The 15943-nt window shown below is 69.2% G+C and carries 15 protein-coding genes; 5 read left to right on the top strand and 10 right to left on the bottom strand.

Annotation, left to right across the window (positions count from 1 at the left end; all coding sequences use genetic code 11):
* Positions 1-81 precede the first annotated feature (81 nt).
* A complete protein-coding gene (gene glnE / locus C2U31_RS25655) occupies positions 82-2850 on the top strand; it encodes a bifunctional [glutamate--ammonia ligase]-adenylyl-L-tyrosine phosphorylase/[glutamate--ammonia-ligase] adenylyltransferase (protein WP_103275381.1) in 2769 nt (922 codons plus the stop codon).
* Between the two features lie 101 nt (positions 2851-2951).
* Entirely contained in the window at positions 2952-3626 is a 675-nt protein-coding gene (locus C2U31_RS25660) for an epoxyqueuosine reductase QueH (protein ID WP_103276576.1), read from the top strand.
* A 62-nt stretch (positions 3627-3688) separates the two neighbouring features.
* On the opposite strand, the gene C2U31_RS25665 is transcribed toward C2U31_RS25660, so the two are convergent.
* From C2U31_RS25665 to C2U31_RS25710, 10 genes are all read right to left on the bottom strand, one after another.
* The gene (locus tag C2U31_RS25665) at positions 3689-4660 is read right to left on the bottom strand and encodes a helix-turn-helix domain-containing protein (RefSeq protein WP_103275382.1); all 972 of its coding nucleotides are present in this window, start codon (positions 4658-4660) and stop codon (positions 3689-3691) included.
* Between the two features lie 134 nt (positions 4661-4794).
* Positions 4795-5316 carry a cytochrome c gene (locus C2U31_RS25670; RefSeq protein WP_233772503.1) on the bottom strand — a complete coding sequence of 174 codons (522 nt, stop codon included), beginning with the start codon at positions 5314-5316 and terminating at the stop codon, positions 4795-4797.
* Complete coding sequence (locus C2U31_RS25675) at positions 5313-5831, bottom strand: methylamine dehydrogenase light chain (protein ID WP_103275383.1); 519 nt, start codon at positions 5829-5831, stop codon at positions 5313-5315. Before C2U31_RS25675 ends, C2U31_RS25670 begins: the two co-directional genes overlap by 4 nt.
* Positions 5815-6456: a methylamine dehydrogenase accessory protein MauD gene (gene mauD, locus C2U31_RS25680; RefSeq protein WP_103275384.1), complete on the bottom strand. Its 642-nt coding sequence runs from the start codon at positions 6454-6456 to the stop codon at positions 5815-5817. Before mauD ends, C2U31_RS25675 begins: the two co-directional genes overlap by 17 nt.
* A gap of 12 nt (positions 6457-6468) precedes the next feature.
* Positions 6469-7023, bottom strand: coding sequence for a MauE/DoxX family redox-associated membrane protein (locus tag C2U31_RS25685; protein ID WP_103275385.1), 555 nt, complete (start codon positions 7021-7023; stop codon positions 6469-6471).
* A complete protein-coding gene (locus C2U31_RS25690; RefSeq protein ID WP_103275386.1) occupies positions 7020-8216 on the bottom strand; it encodes an amine dehydrogenase large subunit in 1197 nt (398 codons plus the stop codon). Before C2U31_RS25690 ends, C2U31_RS25685 begins: the two co-directional genes overlap by 4 nt.
* A gap of 27 nt (positions 8217-8243) precedes the next feature.
* Positions 8244-9125 carry a transporter gene (locus C2U31_RS25695; RefSeq protein WP_103275387.1) on the bottom strand — a complete coding sequence of 294 codons (882 nt, stop codon included), beginning with the start codon at positions 9123-9125 and terminating at the stop codon, positions 8244-8246.
* An 84-nt stretch (positions 9126-9209) separates the two neighbouring features.
* On the bottom strand, positions 9210-10709 hold the full coding sequence (gene styD / locus C2U31_RS25700) for a phenylacetaldehyde dehydrogenase StyD (RefSeq protein ID WP_103275388.1): 1500 nt from the start codon (positions 10707-10709) through the stop codon (positions 9210-9212).
* Between the two features lie 188 nt (positions 10710-10897).
* On the bottom strand, positions 10898-11887 hold the full coding sequence (locus C2U31_RS25705; RefSeq protein ID WP_103275389.1) for a quinone oxidoreductase: 990 nt from the start codon (positions 11885-11887) through the stop codon (positions 10898-10900).
* Positions 11888-11949: 62 nt separating this feature from the next.
* Positions 11950-12894 carry a DMT family transporter gene (locus C2U31_RS25710; RefSeq protein WP_103275390.1) on the bottom strand — a complete coding sequence of 315 codons (945 nt, stop codon included), beginning with the start codon at positions 12892-12894 and terminating at the stop codon, positions 11950-11952.
* 84 nt (positions 12895-12978) lie between these two features.
* Here C2U31_RS25710 and C2U31_RS25715 point away from each other — a divergent pair, with 84 nt between their 5' ends.
* The 3 genes from C2U31_RS25715 (at position 12979) to C2U31_RS25725 (ending at position 15934) form a co-directional block, all read left to right on the top strand.
* The gene (locus C2U31_RS25715; RefSeq protein WP_103275391.1) at positions 12979-13857 is read left to right on the top strand and encodes a DMT family transporter; all 879 of its coding nucleotides are present in this window, start codon (positions 12979-12981) and stop codon (positions 13855-13857) included.
* Between the two features lie 101 nt (positions 13858-13958).
* Positions 13959-14399 carry a MarR family winged helix-turn-helix transcriptional regulator gene (locus tag C2U31_RS25720; protein ID WP_233772925.1) on the top strand — a complete coding sequence of 147 codons (441 nt, stop codon included), beginning with the start codon at positions 13959-13961 and terminating at the stop codon, positions 14397-14399.
* Positions 14400-14494: 95 nt separating this feature from the next.
* Positions 14495-15934, top strand: coding sequence for an efflux transporter outer membrane subunit (locus C2U31_RS25725; protein ID WP_103275393.1), 1440 nt, complete (start codon positions 14495-14497; stop codon positions 15932-15934).
* The last annotated feature ends 9 nt before the right edge of the window (positions 15935-15943 follow it).

Consider the following 15943-nt stretch of genomic DNA (forward strand, 5'->3'; position numbering starts at 1 on the left):
TCAGTGGGCAGGAGTAAGGGTCTTGCGGTATCGTCCCCACTTATACCTGAAACGCGTCCTTTAGTCTGCGCCTATTTCATCATGACACCATCGCCCACCCTCGCCCCCGTCCTGGCCTGGTCCGGCCACCTGCGCCGCCGCCTTGAGGCCCTGCCGGACCTGGCGGCCTGGCTGGAAACGGCCCGCCAGGCGCCCGTCACGCCGGCCCGGCTGGCCGAATGGCGCGATGAACTGGCGGGCATGGACGACGCCGCGCCGCTGCCGGTCGACGCCTGCCGCATGGTGCTGCGCAAGCTGCGCGAACGCGTTTTCTGCACGCTGATCGCGCGCGACCTGGGCGGCCAGGCGCCGCTGGAGGAAGTGGTGGGCGCCATGACGGCGCTGGCCGATCTGGCGGTGGCCGAAACCTACCGCAGCGTAGCGTCCGAACTGGCCGCCGTGCACGGCGTGCCGCGCGACCCGGCCACCGGCCTGCCCCAGGAAATGCTGATCGTGGGCATGGGCAAGCTGGGCGGCTGCGAGCTGAACGTGTCGTCCGATATCGACCTCATCATGCTCTATGGCGAGGAAGGCGAGACCGACGGGCCGCGCCGCATCAGCCACCATGAGTTCTATGGCCGCCTGACGCGCCGCATGATGCCGGTGCTGTCCGAGGTGGACGCCAACGGCCAGGTCTTCCGCACCGACCTGCGGCTGCGCCCGGACGGCGACGCCGGCCCGCTGGCCTGGAGCCTGGACGCGCTGGAACACTACCTGATCGGCCAGGGCCGCGAATGGGAGCGCTATGCCTGGCTCAAGGCCCGGCTCATGCCCGCCCGCGCCTTCGAGGGCAGCGACAGCGCCCTGCAGGCGCGGCAGCTGGAAAGCCTGCGCGTGCCCTTCGTGTACCGCAAGTATTTCGACTTCGACGCGCTGGCCGCGCTGCGCGCGCTGCGCGAGCGCATCCGCCAGGACTGGCAGCGCCGCGCCAGCGCGCGCAACGGCATCGACAGCGCCAACAACATCAAGCTGGGCGACGGCGGCATCCGCGAGATCGAATTCGTGGTCCAGCTGGCCCAGCTGATCCGAGGCGGACGCATGCCGGCCCTGCAGCGCCGCGGCCTGCTCGAAGCGCTGCACGCCGAAAGCGCCGCCGGCCTGCTGCCCGAAGCCGACGCGCAGCGGCTGGAGGCCGCCTACCGCTTCCTGCGCCGCACCGAGCACGCGCTGCAGTACCGCGAAGACGAGCAGACCCACCTGCTGCCCGGCGACCCCGCCCTGCGCGCCGCGCTGGCGGCGGCGCTGGGCATGCAGGCCGGCGAATTCGAGGACACGCTGGCCGCGCACCGCGCCTTCGTCTCACGGACTTTCCGCAACGTGTTCCGCCTGGTCGGCATGGGCGACGCCGAGGAGCCCGCGCCGGCCGCCGATGCGGCCGACAAGGAAGAACCCGACGAACAGTGCGCGCTGGCCGGACAGATCCGTCAGGCCTTCGGCGACGAGGCCGACGACCTGCTGCGGCGCGCCGACACCCTGATGGGCAGCCACCGCGTGCGCAGCCTGCCCGACGCCAGCCGCCGCCGCGTCGAGGCGCTGCTGCCGGCCGCCCTGCGCGCCGCGCGGCAGACGCCCGCGCCGCTGCAGGCGGCGGTGCGGCTGTTCGACCTGATCGAGACCATCGCCCAGCGCAGCGCCTACCTGGCCCTGCTGGCCGAATATCCCGACACGCTGGCGCGCGTGGCGCGCATGGTGGCCGCCAGCCCCTGGGCCGCGCAGTACCTGACCCAGCACCCGCTGCTGCTCGACAGCCTGATCGACTGGCGCACGCTGTTCGAGCCGCTGGACTTCGGTCAGATCGCGCGCCAGCTCGCCGCCGACCTGGACGCCTGCCGCCTACCCGACGGCGATCCCGACATCGAACGCCAGATGAACCTGATGCGCGACGTGCAGCGCCAGGCCAGCTTCCAGCTGTTGGCGCAGGATCTGGAAGGCGAGCTCACCGTTGAAAAGCTGGCGGACCAGCTGTCCGCCCTGGCCGACCTGCTGCTGGCCGAAACCATCCGCCGCGTCTGGCCGCTGGTGAACCGGCAGCCGGGCGCCGAGCCGCGCTTCGCCGTGATCGCCTACGGCAAGCTGGGCGGCAAGGAACTGGGCTACGCCTCGGACCTGGACCTGGTGTTCCTGTTCGACGACCCGCGCGACGACGCCGCCGAGGTCTACGCCAAGCTGGGCCGGCGCATGACCTCCTGGCTGTCCACCATGACCTCGTCGGGCCGGCTGTACGAAATCGACCTGCGGCTGCGGCCGGACGGCGACGCCGGCCTGCTGGCGGTGTCGGTCGAAGCCTTCGAGCAATACCAGCGCAAGCACGCCTGGTCCTGGGAGCACCAGGCCCTGACCCGCGCCCGCCATGCCGCCGGCGACGCGGCGGTCGGCGAGCGCTTCGAGCGCATTCGCGCCGACATCCTGGTGCAGCCGCGCGATCCGGCGGCGTTGCGCCAGGAAGTGCTGGAAATGCGCGGCAAGATCAATGCGGGCCATCCCAACGCCACGCCCAATTTCGACCTGAAGCACGACGCGGGCGGCATGGTGGACGTGGAATTCGTCACCCAATATCTGGTGCTGTGCCATTCGGGCAGCCACCCGGTGCTGGTGCGCAACCTGGGCAATATCGCCCTGCTGCGGCTGGCGGGCGAAGCCGGCCTGATCCCGACCGACCTGGCCCTGCAAGCCGGCGACGCCTACCGCACGCTGCGCCGGGTGCAGCACCAGATGCGGCTGCAGGGCGTGGAAAAGGCCCGCGTCGCGCCCGACCAGCTGCAGGCCGAGCGGGCCGCCGTGCGCGAACTCTGGACCACGGTGCTGGGCTGAGCCGTCCGGGGCGGGCGGGTCGGCGGCCCGCCTTGCGCCAACTCGTCGTAAAATAAGGGTTTTTCCGGCCGCACCGGCCGTCTTTCCCTGTCTTGTCCGCCATGTCCGAACTCGTGCGCCCCAAACTCGATCTCCCCGCCGGCCGCAGCAAGGTGCTGATGCACTCCTGCTGCGCGCCCTGTTCCGGCGAGGTCATGGAAGCCATGACGGCCTCCGGCATCGACTACGCGATCTACTTCTACAACCCGAACATCCATCCGGTCAAAGAGTACGAGATCCGCAAGCAGGAGAACATCCGCTACGCCGAGCAGCACGGCATCGAGTTCATCGACGCCGACTACGACATGGACAACTGGTTCGACCGCGTCAAGGGCCTGGAAGACTCCCCCGAGCGCGGCGAGCGCTGCACGGTCTGCTTCGACATGCGCTTCGAGCGCACCGCGCTGTACGCGCACGAGCACGGCTTCGACACCATCACCAGCTCGCTGGGCATCTCGCGCTGGAAGGACATGAACCAGATCAACGGCTGCGGCGAACGCGCCGCCGCCCGCTACGACGACCTGGTCTACTGGACCTACAACTGGCGCAAGGGCGGTGGCTCGCAGCGCATGATCGAGATCAGCAAGCGCGAGAACTTCTACCAGCAGGAGTACTGCGGCTGCGTCTATTCGCTGCGCGACACCAACCGCCATCGCCGCTCGCAGGGCCGCGAGCGCATCCATATCGGCGTGAAGTTCTACGGCAAGGAAGACCTGCTCAAAGAGGAAAACCTCTAGGACGGGTCAACGCCAGGAACGGCCCGGAACGGGCTGTCGGCGGACAACACCACGGGGCGCGTTCAGCGCCCCGTCGCGTTTTCGACGGCGCGGCGCCGGTACTCGGAAGGCGACACGCCGTAGCGGCGGCGGAACGCGTGGCTGAAGCGCGCCGCGTCGGAAAAGCCGTAGCGGAAAGCGATATCGCCGATCTGGCGCGCGGCCTGGGCGGCGTCGCACAGCATGTCGCGGCAGCGCTCCAGGCGCGCGCTGAGGATGAAATCCGCCGGGGTGGTCGAGGCCTGGGCGAACAGGTTGTACAGATAGCGTCGCGACACCCGCAACGCGGCCGCGGCCATGGCCGGCGACAGCTCGGGATCGTGCAGGTTCTCCAGGATGTGCTGCTGCACGCGGCGCAGTTGCGCCTGGCGCAGCCCGGCCTGCTCCTGGTCGGCACGGCCGCCAGCGCGCTCGCTGATGTCCAGCCCCATCATCTGCATCACGGCATTGGCCGCGTCGCGCGCCGCGCTCTCGGACAGATGGGCATGCTCGCCCAGCGCCACGCGCAGCAGGTCCATCGCCATGCGCCCGCAACCCTGGCGCGCGCTGAATACCCGCGCCACCGCGTTCTGCATATAAGGCTCCCAGGCCTGGACCTGCCTGCCCGGCACCTGCATCACCAGGAAATGCGCATTGTCGTCCACGTCGACCTCGTAGGGCCGCGTGGTGTCGTACACCCCCCACTCGCCCGGCGCCAGCAGCGCGCGCCGCGACGCCTGCCGGATCTCGCTGCGGCCAGACAGCTGCAGCGTGACCTTGTAGCCGGCGCTCTCGGACTGGTTGGCCTGCAGCCGGCTGCGGCTGACGCGCTGCGCGCTGGTATGCAACTCGCTCACGCGCAGCCACGCCAATTCGTCATCGGCCACGCTGCTGCGAAAACGCCCAGGGTGCAGCGCGGACACTTCCAGCGGCACGAAGGCGCTGCTGATGCTCTCCTTCCAGCTGGCGCAATCCAGGAATTGCTTGGGCGCGCTGCGCAACAGGGTTTGGGACATGACGGCTCCGGCTTCACGGTCTCTTTTGAACTCTTTCTAGCACCCGAGATCGCCCCCGAGTATCGGTGACAACCCCTATGGTCTGCCGGCGATGGAAAGAGTCCCGCTGCCGCCCGATCCCGAACCGCGTGCGCTCAGGGCTGCCGATGGCTGCCATAGGAATACTCGGACAGCGGGAATCCGCGCTCCGCCAGTTCCCGCCCCAGCGCGTGCCGCACCGGCACCACGTCGTCGTAGCGACGCGGCCGCGCGGCGGCGACCTCGGCCTGCGTGTAGGGCTGGAAGTCCGCCGGCAGCTGCGCCGCGCTGAACGAAGCCAGCACCCAGTTCAGCACCGCAGCCAGGTCCGCGTCGCTCAACTGCGACTGCGCCGCGCCGGGCACGCGGATCAGGTATTCGCGCCCGGCCGGCAAGCGCGTGAAGTGGCCGACCGAATCGCGGAAGTCCGGTATGCCGTGGCGCGTGCTGCCGCGCCCGTCCACCCGATGGCAGCCGGCGCATTGCAGCACGTAGTCCGCGCGCGCCGCCGCGCGCAGCGTGGCCTCGCCGCTGGCGGCCCGGTCCTGCGACCAGGCCGCCAGCGGCGCCAGCAAGGCGAGCGCCAGGACCGCCGCGTGCCGGCGCGGCCCCCCGACGAAACGCCTGGTCCCGTTCATGGTTTGGGCTTGGCCAGGCCCACGATCACCGACGTGGTGCAGTGGAAGATGGACGACTCGTTCGACATGCACCAGTTCACGTCGTTGTGCAGGAACATCTGATAGCCCGGCCGCTCGCGCTCGGCCGCCGCGCACATGCACTTGCCGCAGGCGGTCTTGCCGCAGCAGTCGTTGTAGCTGATCAGGTAGTCCTTGCCGTCCAGCGGATTGTGGCAGGTGCCGACCCAGGACACAGCCGATGGCGAGGTGCCCGGCGGGCAGGACGTCATGCTGCCGCCGCAGCAGGAGCACAGGAAGCCGTCCACCGCGCAGTAGCGCCAGTAGTCGCAGGCGGTCTCGTCGGTCTGCGGCTTCTTGGCGGCGGCGGCTGGCGCCGCGCGCGCCACCGGCAGCACCGGCATGATGAAGGCGGCGCCGACGAACAGGCGGCCGATGCGGTTGAGCACGCTGCGCCGCGAGGTGGCGTGGGCGACGGAGCGCGCGGCGCGCTCCCCAAGCTTATCCAGCCAGTGCATTGCGGTTCTCCTTGCGCGAAATGCGGGTCTCGTCCAGGGTCGCGCCGGTGGCCAGGAATTCCTGCACCGACGCCACGCCCAGTTCCTTGGCGGTGAAAAGGCTTTCCAGCTGTTCGCGGGAATTGACCAGGCCCTTGGCGCGGATCGTGCCCGACTCGTCGATCAACACCGCATAGGGCAGCTTGCTGATCTGGAACTTCATGCCCAGCTCGGTGGACAGCAGATACGGAAAGCGCTCCAGCCCCGCCTGGCGGTAGAACGCCAGGTGCTCCGGCATCTCGCCGTCGCTGGCCAGCACGATGCGCAACCACGCATGCTCGGTGCCGGCCACCGACTTCAGGATGGGCAGCAGCTTCTTGCACACCGGGCACGACGGCGACAGGAAGAACAGCAGCTGGCTCTGCCCACCGCCGCCGCCCACCGCGACCGGACGGCCCAGCAGGTCGTTGATGTCGAAGCGCGGCGCGGCCTCGCCCACGGCCGGGCCGCGGTCCATGGTCAGCGCGCCCATCGGCGCGACGCGTTCATACAGCACGCCGATCTGGCGCGACAGGGCCAGGATGACGAGCACCAGGCACAGCAACACGCCCCACAGCAGGAAATTGGAAATGATCAAGGCATCCATGTGACGCTCCCTTCAGATTGCTTGCAGCTTGAGATGCGAAGCCAACAGGTGGTTGGCCGTGAAGTACAGGGCGACGGCGCTGGCGGCCAGGCCGAACACCGACGCGGCGTCCGTCCACAGCAGGCCGCGCGACAGGCCGGCGGCGCCGGCCGCCAGCACCGGCGCGGTCCAGGCCGCCAGCGCCGCGTTGCGCGCCACCAGCCACCAGGACAGTCCTGTGCCGCGCGCGCCGGGCCGGCGCGACATCGGACCGGAGCAGCCGCAGTCCATGTCGCGGCGGCCACGCGCCAGATTGAACGCCAGCCCGGCCGTGGCCGTGGCCAGCACCAGCAGCGCCAGGCCCGCGCCCGCCGGCTGCCACGCGGGCGTCAGCAGCAGCGCGCCCGCCGCGACTTCCGCCAGGGCGAACAGCAGCGCGAACGGCGTGCTGATGCCGGCCGGCAGGATCTCGTAGGCCGACACGGCGGCGGCGAAGCCGGGCAGGTCGCGGAACTTGTCCAGCGCGCCCAGCAGCAGCACGCAGGCCAGCGCCGCGCTGGCCGAATAGAAGAGCACGGGATCGGTCATTTCGCGGCTCCCGCCCAGGGCTGCGGCTCGACCTGCAGCGCCGTCTCGCCCGCGCCCTTGATGGCGCCCTTGAGCACCGGCGCGACCGGCGCGGCGTCGTAGACATTGACGTTGCCGCCATCGATGGTGAAGAGCCGGGGCTTGTCGTCCTGCGACACCGACATGGACAACGCGCCCTGGCCCGGAATGCGCGCCACGCGCTTGCGCGTGGCCAGGTCGTAGACCCAGATCTCGGCGGCCGGCGTCTTGTGCGTGCCCTCGGCGCCGTTCGGGTGCATGCCCACGTACAGGCGCTTGTTGGCCCGGTTGACCGCCAGCACGTTGTAGCCGCCCGGACGCCAGCCACGGTCCTTGCCGGACTTGTCCAGCAGCGACCAGGACTCGCCCAGGGTCACGTCCTTGGCGCCGATGTCGGCGCTGTACACATTGCCCTGGTAGGACACGAAGTAGAAGGTATCGCCGACGTTCTCGGTGTGCGTGAAGATCGGATCCTTCTCCACGTCGAACAGCGGCTTGCTGCGCTGCTGGCCTGCCGGCTTGCCGCTGTCGTCCAGGTCCACGGTCAGCAGCGCGCCGTCGCCGCAGATGCTGGCGAAGCCGCGCGGCCGCGACGGCGGCACGATGATGCTCCAGCAGCCGGCCGTGGCCGTGACCTCGTCGGTGAACTTGCGCGTCTTCAGGTCCACCACCGTCACCGAGGTGGCCGGCGTGGCGTTCTGCACGAACAGCAGGCCGCCGTCGGTGCTCTGGCGCAGGTAGTTGCGGTAGTTCAGGGCCTGGGCGCGCTTCTCGGGAATGGCCACCTCGTACTTCGGCGTCAGCGCCTCGGCGTCCCAGGCCTCGACCACGTCGATGCGCTTGCCGCGGTTCAGTCGCTCGTAGTAGGACGTCATCACATAGATGTCCTTGCCGTCGTTCGACACCGTCATGTGGCCGTTGAAGGACGTGGGCACCAGGCCCAGGAACTTCAGGCTGTCGCCATCGTAGAGATTGACGCGGCTGTCCACCAGGTGGTTGAAGGCCGCGTCCATGACGTACAGGCGATGCGGCGTGGCCGGTGGCAGGCGGGTGCCGCCCTTCAATTCCTCCACGGGCAGGTCCGCCCAGGACGCGCCGGCGGCGGCGGCCAGCGCGGCGCACAGCGCCCAGCCTCCCGCCCGCGCGGCGCGTGTTCTTGCACGTAGCGCACTCATTGTCTGTCTCCTTTCATGATCCTGTTCCTAGAATGCGTAGACATAGCGCATCTGCACGCCGCGCATGCGCGGCCCGTTCTCGACCTTGAGGTCGTGGATGTACTGCAGCTGAATCTGGTTCGACGGATTGATCTGGTGCGTCAGCTCCAGCGCCAGCTGGTGATTGCGCGCGCGGCTGGTCACCGTCTGGCCGCCGGAGCGTTCGCGCCCGCCGGTCTCGTAGCGGTAGCGCACGCCGGTGTAGGTGTTCTCGGTCAGGTTGGTCGAGGCCAGCGCGAACAGGCGCAGCGACGGATCCTTCTTCAGGGTCTGGCCGAACCAGTCTGTGTTGCGGCCGTAGATCTCGACCTCGGCGATGGCTTCCAGGAAGGTGGACTCGCCCACGCCCTGCACGAAGGAAAAATCCTGCACCGTCGACCAGCGGTTCTTGCCCGGCGACACGTCCGGACGCGAGCCGTCGTAGCGGCCCACCGGCACCGTGATGAAGGGCTCCCAGGCGAACCAGGTCTTGGTCTGGTCGTTGTTGTAGAGCCAGATGGCCGACCCCAGCGTCACGTCGCCGATGCCGGACTTGCGGTCGCGCGGCGCGCCGGGCGCTTCCTGCGTGGTCCGGCTCATCGGCACGATGAATTCCAGCTGCACGGTCTTGCCGTAGAAATCGCGGTAGTGCATCTGGCGATAGATCAGCATGTCCACGTCCACCGACACGCCGTCCGCGCGCTTGCCCGCCGCGTACACGCCGGACGAACGCAACCCCGCCATGTAGCCGGCGATGATGTTCGTCCCCACCGGCGCGGGTATCCAATCGCGCGCGCTGGGGTCTCCCGCCCACGCCGCCTGCAAGGCCCCGGCACAGGCCAGCGCGAACGCCGCCCCTGCGCGAGACCGGAAACCGATCTTGCCTGCCATGCACTTCCCCTTGGTTGTCGACGCGAACGCGGCCGCCGTTGTGTCCCGGTCTGATCCGCGCGCGCCGTTTTTTGGCGTTCTAGCCTAGTAAGCGATACAAACCGACTTCTTCTCCAGGTACATGTCCATCACGGCGCGGCCGTGTTCACGACCGATGCCCGACTGCTTGAAACCGCCGAACGGCATGTTCGGATCCAGCATATTGTGCGTGTTGACCCAGACCGTGCCCGCCGCGATGCGCGGGATCAGGCGCTGCACGCGCGACAGATCGTTGCTCCAGATGCTGGCGCCCAGGCCGAACACGCTGTCGTTGGCCAGGCGCACCGCGTCGTCCAGCGTGTCGAAGGGCTGGGCCACCACCACCGGGCCGAAGATCTCCTCGCGCACGATGCGGGCATCGGGCCGGACGTCGGCGAACACCGTGGGCCGCACGAAATAGCCCGCGCCCGCGCCGGCCTCGCCGCCCGCCATGACGCGGCCGCCTTCGGCGCGGCCCAGGCCGATGTAGTCCAGCACGCGCTGCTGGTGCCGCGCAGATACCAGCGGACCGACCTGCGTGTCGGCGTCGAAGCCCGAGCCCAGCTTCATGCTGGCGGCCACGTCGGCCAGCCCCTGCGCTACCTTCTGGTACAGGCCGCGCTGCACGTACAGGCGCGAGCCGGCGGTGCAGACCTGGCCCTGGTTGAAGAAGATCGCGGCCGCCGCGCCCTGCACCGCGCGGTCGACATCGCAGTCGTCCAGCACGATCACCGGCGACTTGCCGCCCAGTTCCAGCGACACGCGCTTCATGTCGTCGACGGCGGCGCGGCCGATCAGCTTGCCGACCTCGGTGGAGCCGGTAAAGGCGATCTTGTCCACGCCCGGATGCGCGACCAGCGCGGCGCCGGCGGTTTCGCCCCGGCCGGTGACCACGTTGACCACGCCGGGCGGAAAGCCGGCTTCCAGCACCAGCTCGCCCAGGCGCAATGCGGTCAGCGGCGTTTCCTCGGCGGGCTTGAGCACCACGGTGCAGCCGGCCGCCAGCGCCGGCGCGATCTTCCAGATCGCCATCAGCAGCGGGAAGTTCCAGGGAATGATGGCGCCGACCACGCCCACCGCCTGCGGCAGCGTGTAGGCGCTGTACTGGGTTCCCGGCGGGAAGGGGATCGACAGCGACAGCGTCTCGCCCGTGATCTTGGTGGCCCAGCCGGCCATGTAGCGCAGCCATTGCGCGCCCGAACCGACCTCCAGCCCCTGGGCCACGCCCAGCAGCTTGCCGTTGTTCAGCGTTTCCAGGCGCGCCAGCTCGGCGCCGTGGCGCTCGACCAGATCGGCCAGCGCCAGCAGCAGGCGCTCGCGCCCGGCCGGCAGCATATCGCGCCAGGAGCCGGATTCGAACGCGCGCCGCGCCGAGCGCACCGCCTGGTCGATCTCGGCGGCGCCGGCGTCCGGCACGCGCGCGATGATCTCGCCGGTGGCCGGATCATGGACCGCGATGGACTCGCCCTGCCCCGACCGCACGGGCTGGCCGTCGATGAGCATGTGCTCGCGGATGGCGCCCAGTTCGGGACGTTCGGCGGCGGACGGAGTGAGGGTGGACGGCATGCTGGCGCTCCAACGGATAGGTGGAGGCCAGGATAGCGCCGGCGTCCGGCGGACACTTGTCGGCGCGTGCATGGGGATTTGTCATTCTGCGCACAGGCCGCAAAAGGAAGCGGCCCGGACGCCGCGAGAGCATCCGGGCCGGATCGTGGCTCGGCGCCCGCCAGGGAGCGCCGCCCGCGCGGGGTCGATCAGTCCAGCATCAGCACCGTCGCGCCGGTGGTCTTGCGCGCCGCCAGCGCGGTCTGCGCCTCGCCCGCCTGCTCCAGGCCGTAGCGCTGGTCGATGCGGACCTTGATCTTCTTCTTCAGCACCAGGCCGAACAGCTCGTCGGACGCGGCCTGCAGCTTTTCCAGCGTGTTCACGTGCACGCCCAGCGACGGACGCGTGACGTACAGGCTGCCCTTCTGGTTCAGCACCGCCAGGTTCACGCCGGACACGGGGCCCGAGGCATTGCCGAAGCTGACCATCAGGCCGCGCGGCTCGATGCAGTCGAGCGAGGTTTCCCAGGTGTCCTTGCCCACGCCGTCGTACACCACCGGCACCTTCTTGCCGCCAGTCAGCTCAAGCACGCGCTCGGTCACGTTCTCGCGCGAGTAGTCGATGGTTTCCCAGGCGCCGTTGGCGCGCGCCAGCTCGGCCTTCTCGGGGCTGGAGACCGTGCCGATCAGCTTCACGCCCAGCGCCTTGGCCCATTGGCAGGCGATCAGGCCCACGCCGCCGGCGGCGGCATGGAACAGGATCGTCTCGCCGCCCTGCAGGCGGTAGGTCTGGCGGAACAGGTACTGCACCGTCAGGCCCTTGAGCATCAGCGCGGCGGCCTCGTCGAAACCGATGCCCTTGGGCACCTTGACGACCTGGTTGGCCGGCACGTTGCGCGCCTGCGCGTAGGCGCCGATCGGGCTCTGGCCGTAGGCGACGCGGTCGCCCTTCTTCAGGTGCTTGACGTCGGCGCCGACGGCGGTGACTTCGCCGGCGGCCTCGAAACCCAGGCCGTGCGGCAGCGGATGCGGATACAAGCCCGTGCGGAAATAGATATCGATGAAGTTCAGGCCGGCGGCGTGCTGGCGGATGGTGACTTCATTGGCGGCCGGCGGCGGCACTTCCACCTCGGCGAGCTTCAGGACCTCGGGACCGCCATGCTGCTCGATACGAATTGCCTTGACGAGATTGCTGGCCATGCTGGCCTCCTTTCATGCGAGTGATGCGTGAGGGAATAACGCGGATAAAACGAAATCGGTATTCAGCGCGCTGGCCTGGCGCCGGCCGTCAGCACCAGCACGCCGGCCAGCACCAGGGCGGTGCCCGCCATCTGCCACGCGGTGATCGGCTCGTCCAGGAACCAGGCCGCCAGGAACAGCACCGACACCGGGCCGACCATGCCCAGCAGCGAGGCGGTCGGGGCGCCGATGCGCGCCACCGCCCACATCAGCATGAACACCGGCGCCACGGTATTGAGCGTCGCATGGATCAGCGAGTAGCCGTAGACCCCGGCGGGCTGGAGCAGCATCGTAGCGGGATGCACCGCGAAGAACTGCGCAATGCAGGCCACGCAGGACACCAGCATGGCATAGGCCACCAGCCGCGTCGCGCCGACCCGCTTGATCAGTTCCCCGGAACAGATGAGGTACACAGAATAGCTTGTCGCCGAGGCGAAAACGAACAAAGACCCTAACAGCACCTCGCCGCCCCCGCCGAAGCTCAGATCGTGGGCGAACACCAGCACCACGCCGGCATAGGACAAGGCCATGGCCAGCCATTGGCGGCGCGCCACCGGCCGCTTGAGCCAGAAGGCCGACATCAGCACCACCAGCGACGGCGACAGGAACAGGATCAGGCGCTCCAGGCTGGCGGTGATATAGCGCAGCCCCAGAAAATCCAGGAAGCTGGACAGGTAATAGCCGATCAGGCCCAGCACGCAGACCTGCAGGCGCTCCCGGACGCTCAGGGCGGGAATCTCGCCACGGGTGGCGCGGCGCGACTGGTGCCAGGCCACGGCGGCGAAGAACGGCATGGCGAACAGCATGCGGAACGCGATCAGCGTGACCGCGTCGATGCCGTAGCGGTAGGTGAACTTGACGACGATCGCCTTGGCCGAGAACAACACGGCGCCCAGCGTCGCCAGGCAATATCCCGCCGCGCGGCTGGACGGATGGCTCAGGGGCAAGAAACTGGCAAGACGATTCATGCGATGATTTTAGTTTCAGCGCGCGCCCGTTCGCGCGCCTTGCCTGTGCATTTTTCTTTTCCACAACGCCCCTTCCCTCGCAGCATGACCCGACAACGCGCCCTGACCTACATCCACATCGCCGCCGTGCTGTTCGGCCTGACCGGCGTCTTCGGCGAGCTGATCCAGGCCGGCGCCGTGGTCATCACCATGGGCCGCGCCGTCTTTGCCGTTGCCGCGCTGGGCCTGTTCGCCCGCATGCGCCGCCGCCCGCTGCTGGGCGCGCTGACGCCGGCGCAGCTGTTCGTGCTGGTGATCTCCGGCGCCTTGCTGGCCGCCCACTGGGTGACCTTCTTCGTCTCGGTCAAGGTCGGCGGCATCGCCATCGCCACGCTGGGCTTCGCCAGCTTCCCCGCCTTCATCACCCTGTTCGAGGGCCTGATTTTCCGCGAGCGCGTGCGGCTGGCCGAATGGCTGCTGCTGGGCCTGGTCACCGCCGGCCTGGTGCTGGTGACGCCGTCCTTCGACCTGGCCGACCAGGGCACGGTCGGCCTGGCCTGGGGCCTGCTGTCCGGCCTGACCTTCGCCCTGCTGGCCCTGAGCAACCGCCGTTCGGCCTCCGGCATGGATCCGATGCAGGTCGCCTGCTGGCAGAACCTGGTGGTGGCCCTGGTGATGCTGCCCTTCGCGGCGGCGCAACTGCCCTCGGTCGCCGCGGTGGACTGGCTCTGGCTGGCGCTGCTGGGCGTGTTCTGCACCGGGCTGTCGCACTACCTGTTCGTGTCCAGCCTGACCCGGCTCAACGCCCGCAGCGCCGGGCTGGTGATCGCGCTGGAGCCGGTCTACGCCATCGCCTTCGCGTGGGCGCTGTTCAGCCAGCAGCCCACGCCGCGCATGCTTGCCGGCGCCGCCTTGATCGTGACGGCCATCGTCTGGTCCGGCCTGCGCAAGGCGGCCGCGGCCTCGGAACCTGCCGCACAATAACAGCCTTGACAATAACTGACTAGGCAGTAAAATTCGGCCTCATGAATGCCGAAACACCCAATCCCGACGCCGTCGTCCACTATCGCGGCAACGATAGCTGCATGACGGAAGACAACGCCGGCTACCTGATCAAGCTGGTCTCTTCCTCGCTGAACCGCATGCTGGATCAGGAAATGGCGCCGCTGGACCTGACCGCCATGCAATGGCGCCCCGTCGCCATGCTGTATCGCGGCCGCGCCGACACGCCCGCCGAGCTGGCGCGCCTGACCGGCACGGACACCGGCGCCATGACGCGCACGCTGGATCGCCTGGAAGCCAAGGGCCTGCTGCGGCGCAACCGCAGCCAGACCGACCGCCGCGTGGTCAAGCTCGAACTCACCGAGCTGGGTGAAACCAAGGCGCGCGAGATTCCGAACAACATCGCCCACGTGCTGAATCATCACCTGCGCGGCTTCAGCGCCGACGAGGTGCAGCAACTCAAGCACTTCATGATGCGCATGCTGGCCAACGGCTCGGCCTGTAGCAGCGCGCCCGAGCGCTGACGTACACGCGCATCCCCGCTCAGGCGGGTTTTCTTTGGCATAATATCTGCCTAGGCAAATACAGATTAATCAATTACTTTCAGCAAACCGTCAGGATGAAACGCCTTCTCACTACCGCTTTAGCGCTCGCCCTGAGCGGCTGCGCGCTGATGGAACCCGGCCCCGAACCCGTGCCGGCGCTGGACGCGACCCAGCTGGGACTCACCGGCCAGAATGCGATTTGGCCCGCCGACCACTGGTGGCAACGCTACGGCGACAGCCAGCTCGACGCCCTCGTGGATGAAGCGCTGGCCAACAGCCCGTCGATGAGTTCCGCCCAGGCCCGCCTGGCCCAGGCCAATGCCGCCGTCAGCACGGCGCGCTCGTCGCTGCTGCCCAAGGTGGACGCCAACTACACGCTGAACCGCGAGCACCTGTCCAAGCAGTACATCTACCCTGCCCCGCTGGGCGGCTCGGTGGTCAGCGACAACCGGCTGGCGCTGGACTTCAGCTATGAACTGGATCTCTGGGGCAAGAACCGCTCGCGCCTGAAGTCGGCGGTCTCGCAGCAGGCGGCCGCGGCGGCCGATGCGCAGGCCGCGCGCAACCTGCTCGCCAGCGCTGTCGTGCGCGCCTACCTCAATCTGCAGAACGGCTTCGCCCAGCGCAGCGTGCTCAAGCGCGTGCTGGCGCAGCGCGCCGACGTGCTCGAACTGACGCGCGGCCGCTACTCGGCCGGCCTGGACACGCAGGTCGAGGTCAAGCAGGCGGAATCATCGCTGGCCGCGGGCAAGGTCGAACTGACGCAAGTCGAGACCACGCTGGCGCAGCTGCGCAACCAGGTCGCGGCGCTGGCCGGCGCCGGCCCGCAGCGCGGCCAGTCGCTGACCGAGACGGCGCTGGTCGCGCCGGCCGGCGGCGTGCCCGCCAGCGTGCCGCTGGACCTGCTGGGCCGCCGTCCCGACGTGGTGGCCGCGCGCTGGCGCGCCGAAGCCGCGCGTCACGCCATCGACACTGCCAAGGCCGAGTTCTATCCGAACATCAACCTGACCGCCTTCGCCGGTTTCCAGGCCATGGGCACCGGCAACCTGCTGGACGCGGCCTCGCGCATGGCCGGCATCGGTCCGGCGATCTCGCTGCCCATCTTCCACGGCGGCGCGCTCAACGCCAATCTGGCGGGCCGCCGCGCGGACGCGGACCTGGCGGTCTCGGACTACAACCAGTCCGTGCTGGACGCCGTGCGCCAGGTGGCCGATGCGCTCGACGGCCTGCGCCTGCTGGACCAGGAACGGGGCGAGCAGCGCCAGGCGCGCGCCGCCATCGAGGCGGCCTACGACCTGGCCGTCAAGCGCTACAAGGCCGGCATGGGCAATTACCTGTCGGTGCTGATCGCGCAGACGGGCGTGCTGACCCAGGCCCGCCTCGACACCGACCTGCGCATCCGCGCCTACCAGCTGGACGCCGACCTGGCCTACGCACTGGGCGGCGGCTACACACCCGCCGCGCCCGCCGCCCCTGACGCCCAGCCCGCGCCCGCTGGCGCCACCACTCACTGACCGACCCGG

The sequence above is a fragment of the Achromobacter sp. AONIH1 genome (assembly GCF_002902905.1).
Classification (GTDB): Bacteria; Pseudomonadota; Gammaproteobacteria; order Burkholderiales; family Burkholderiaceae_B; genus Achromobacter.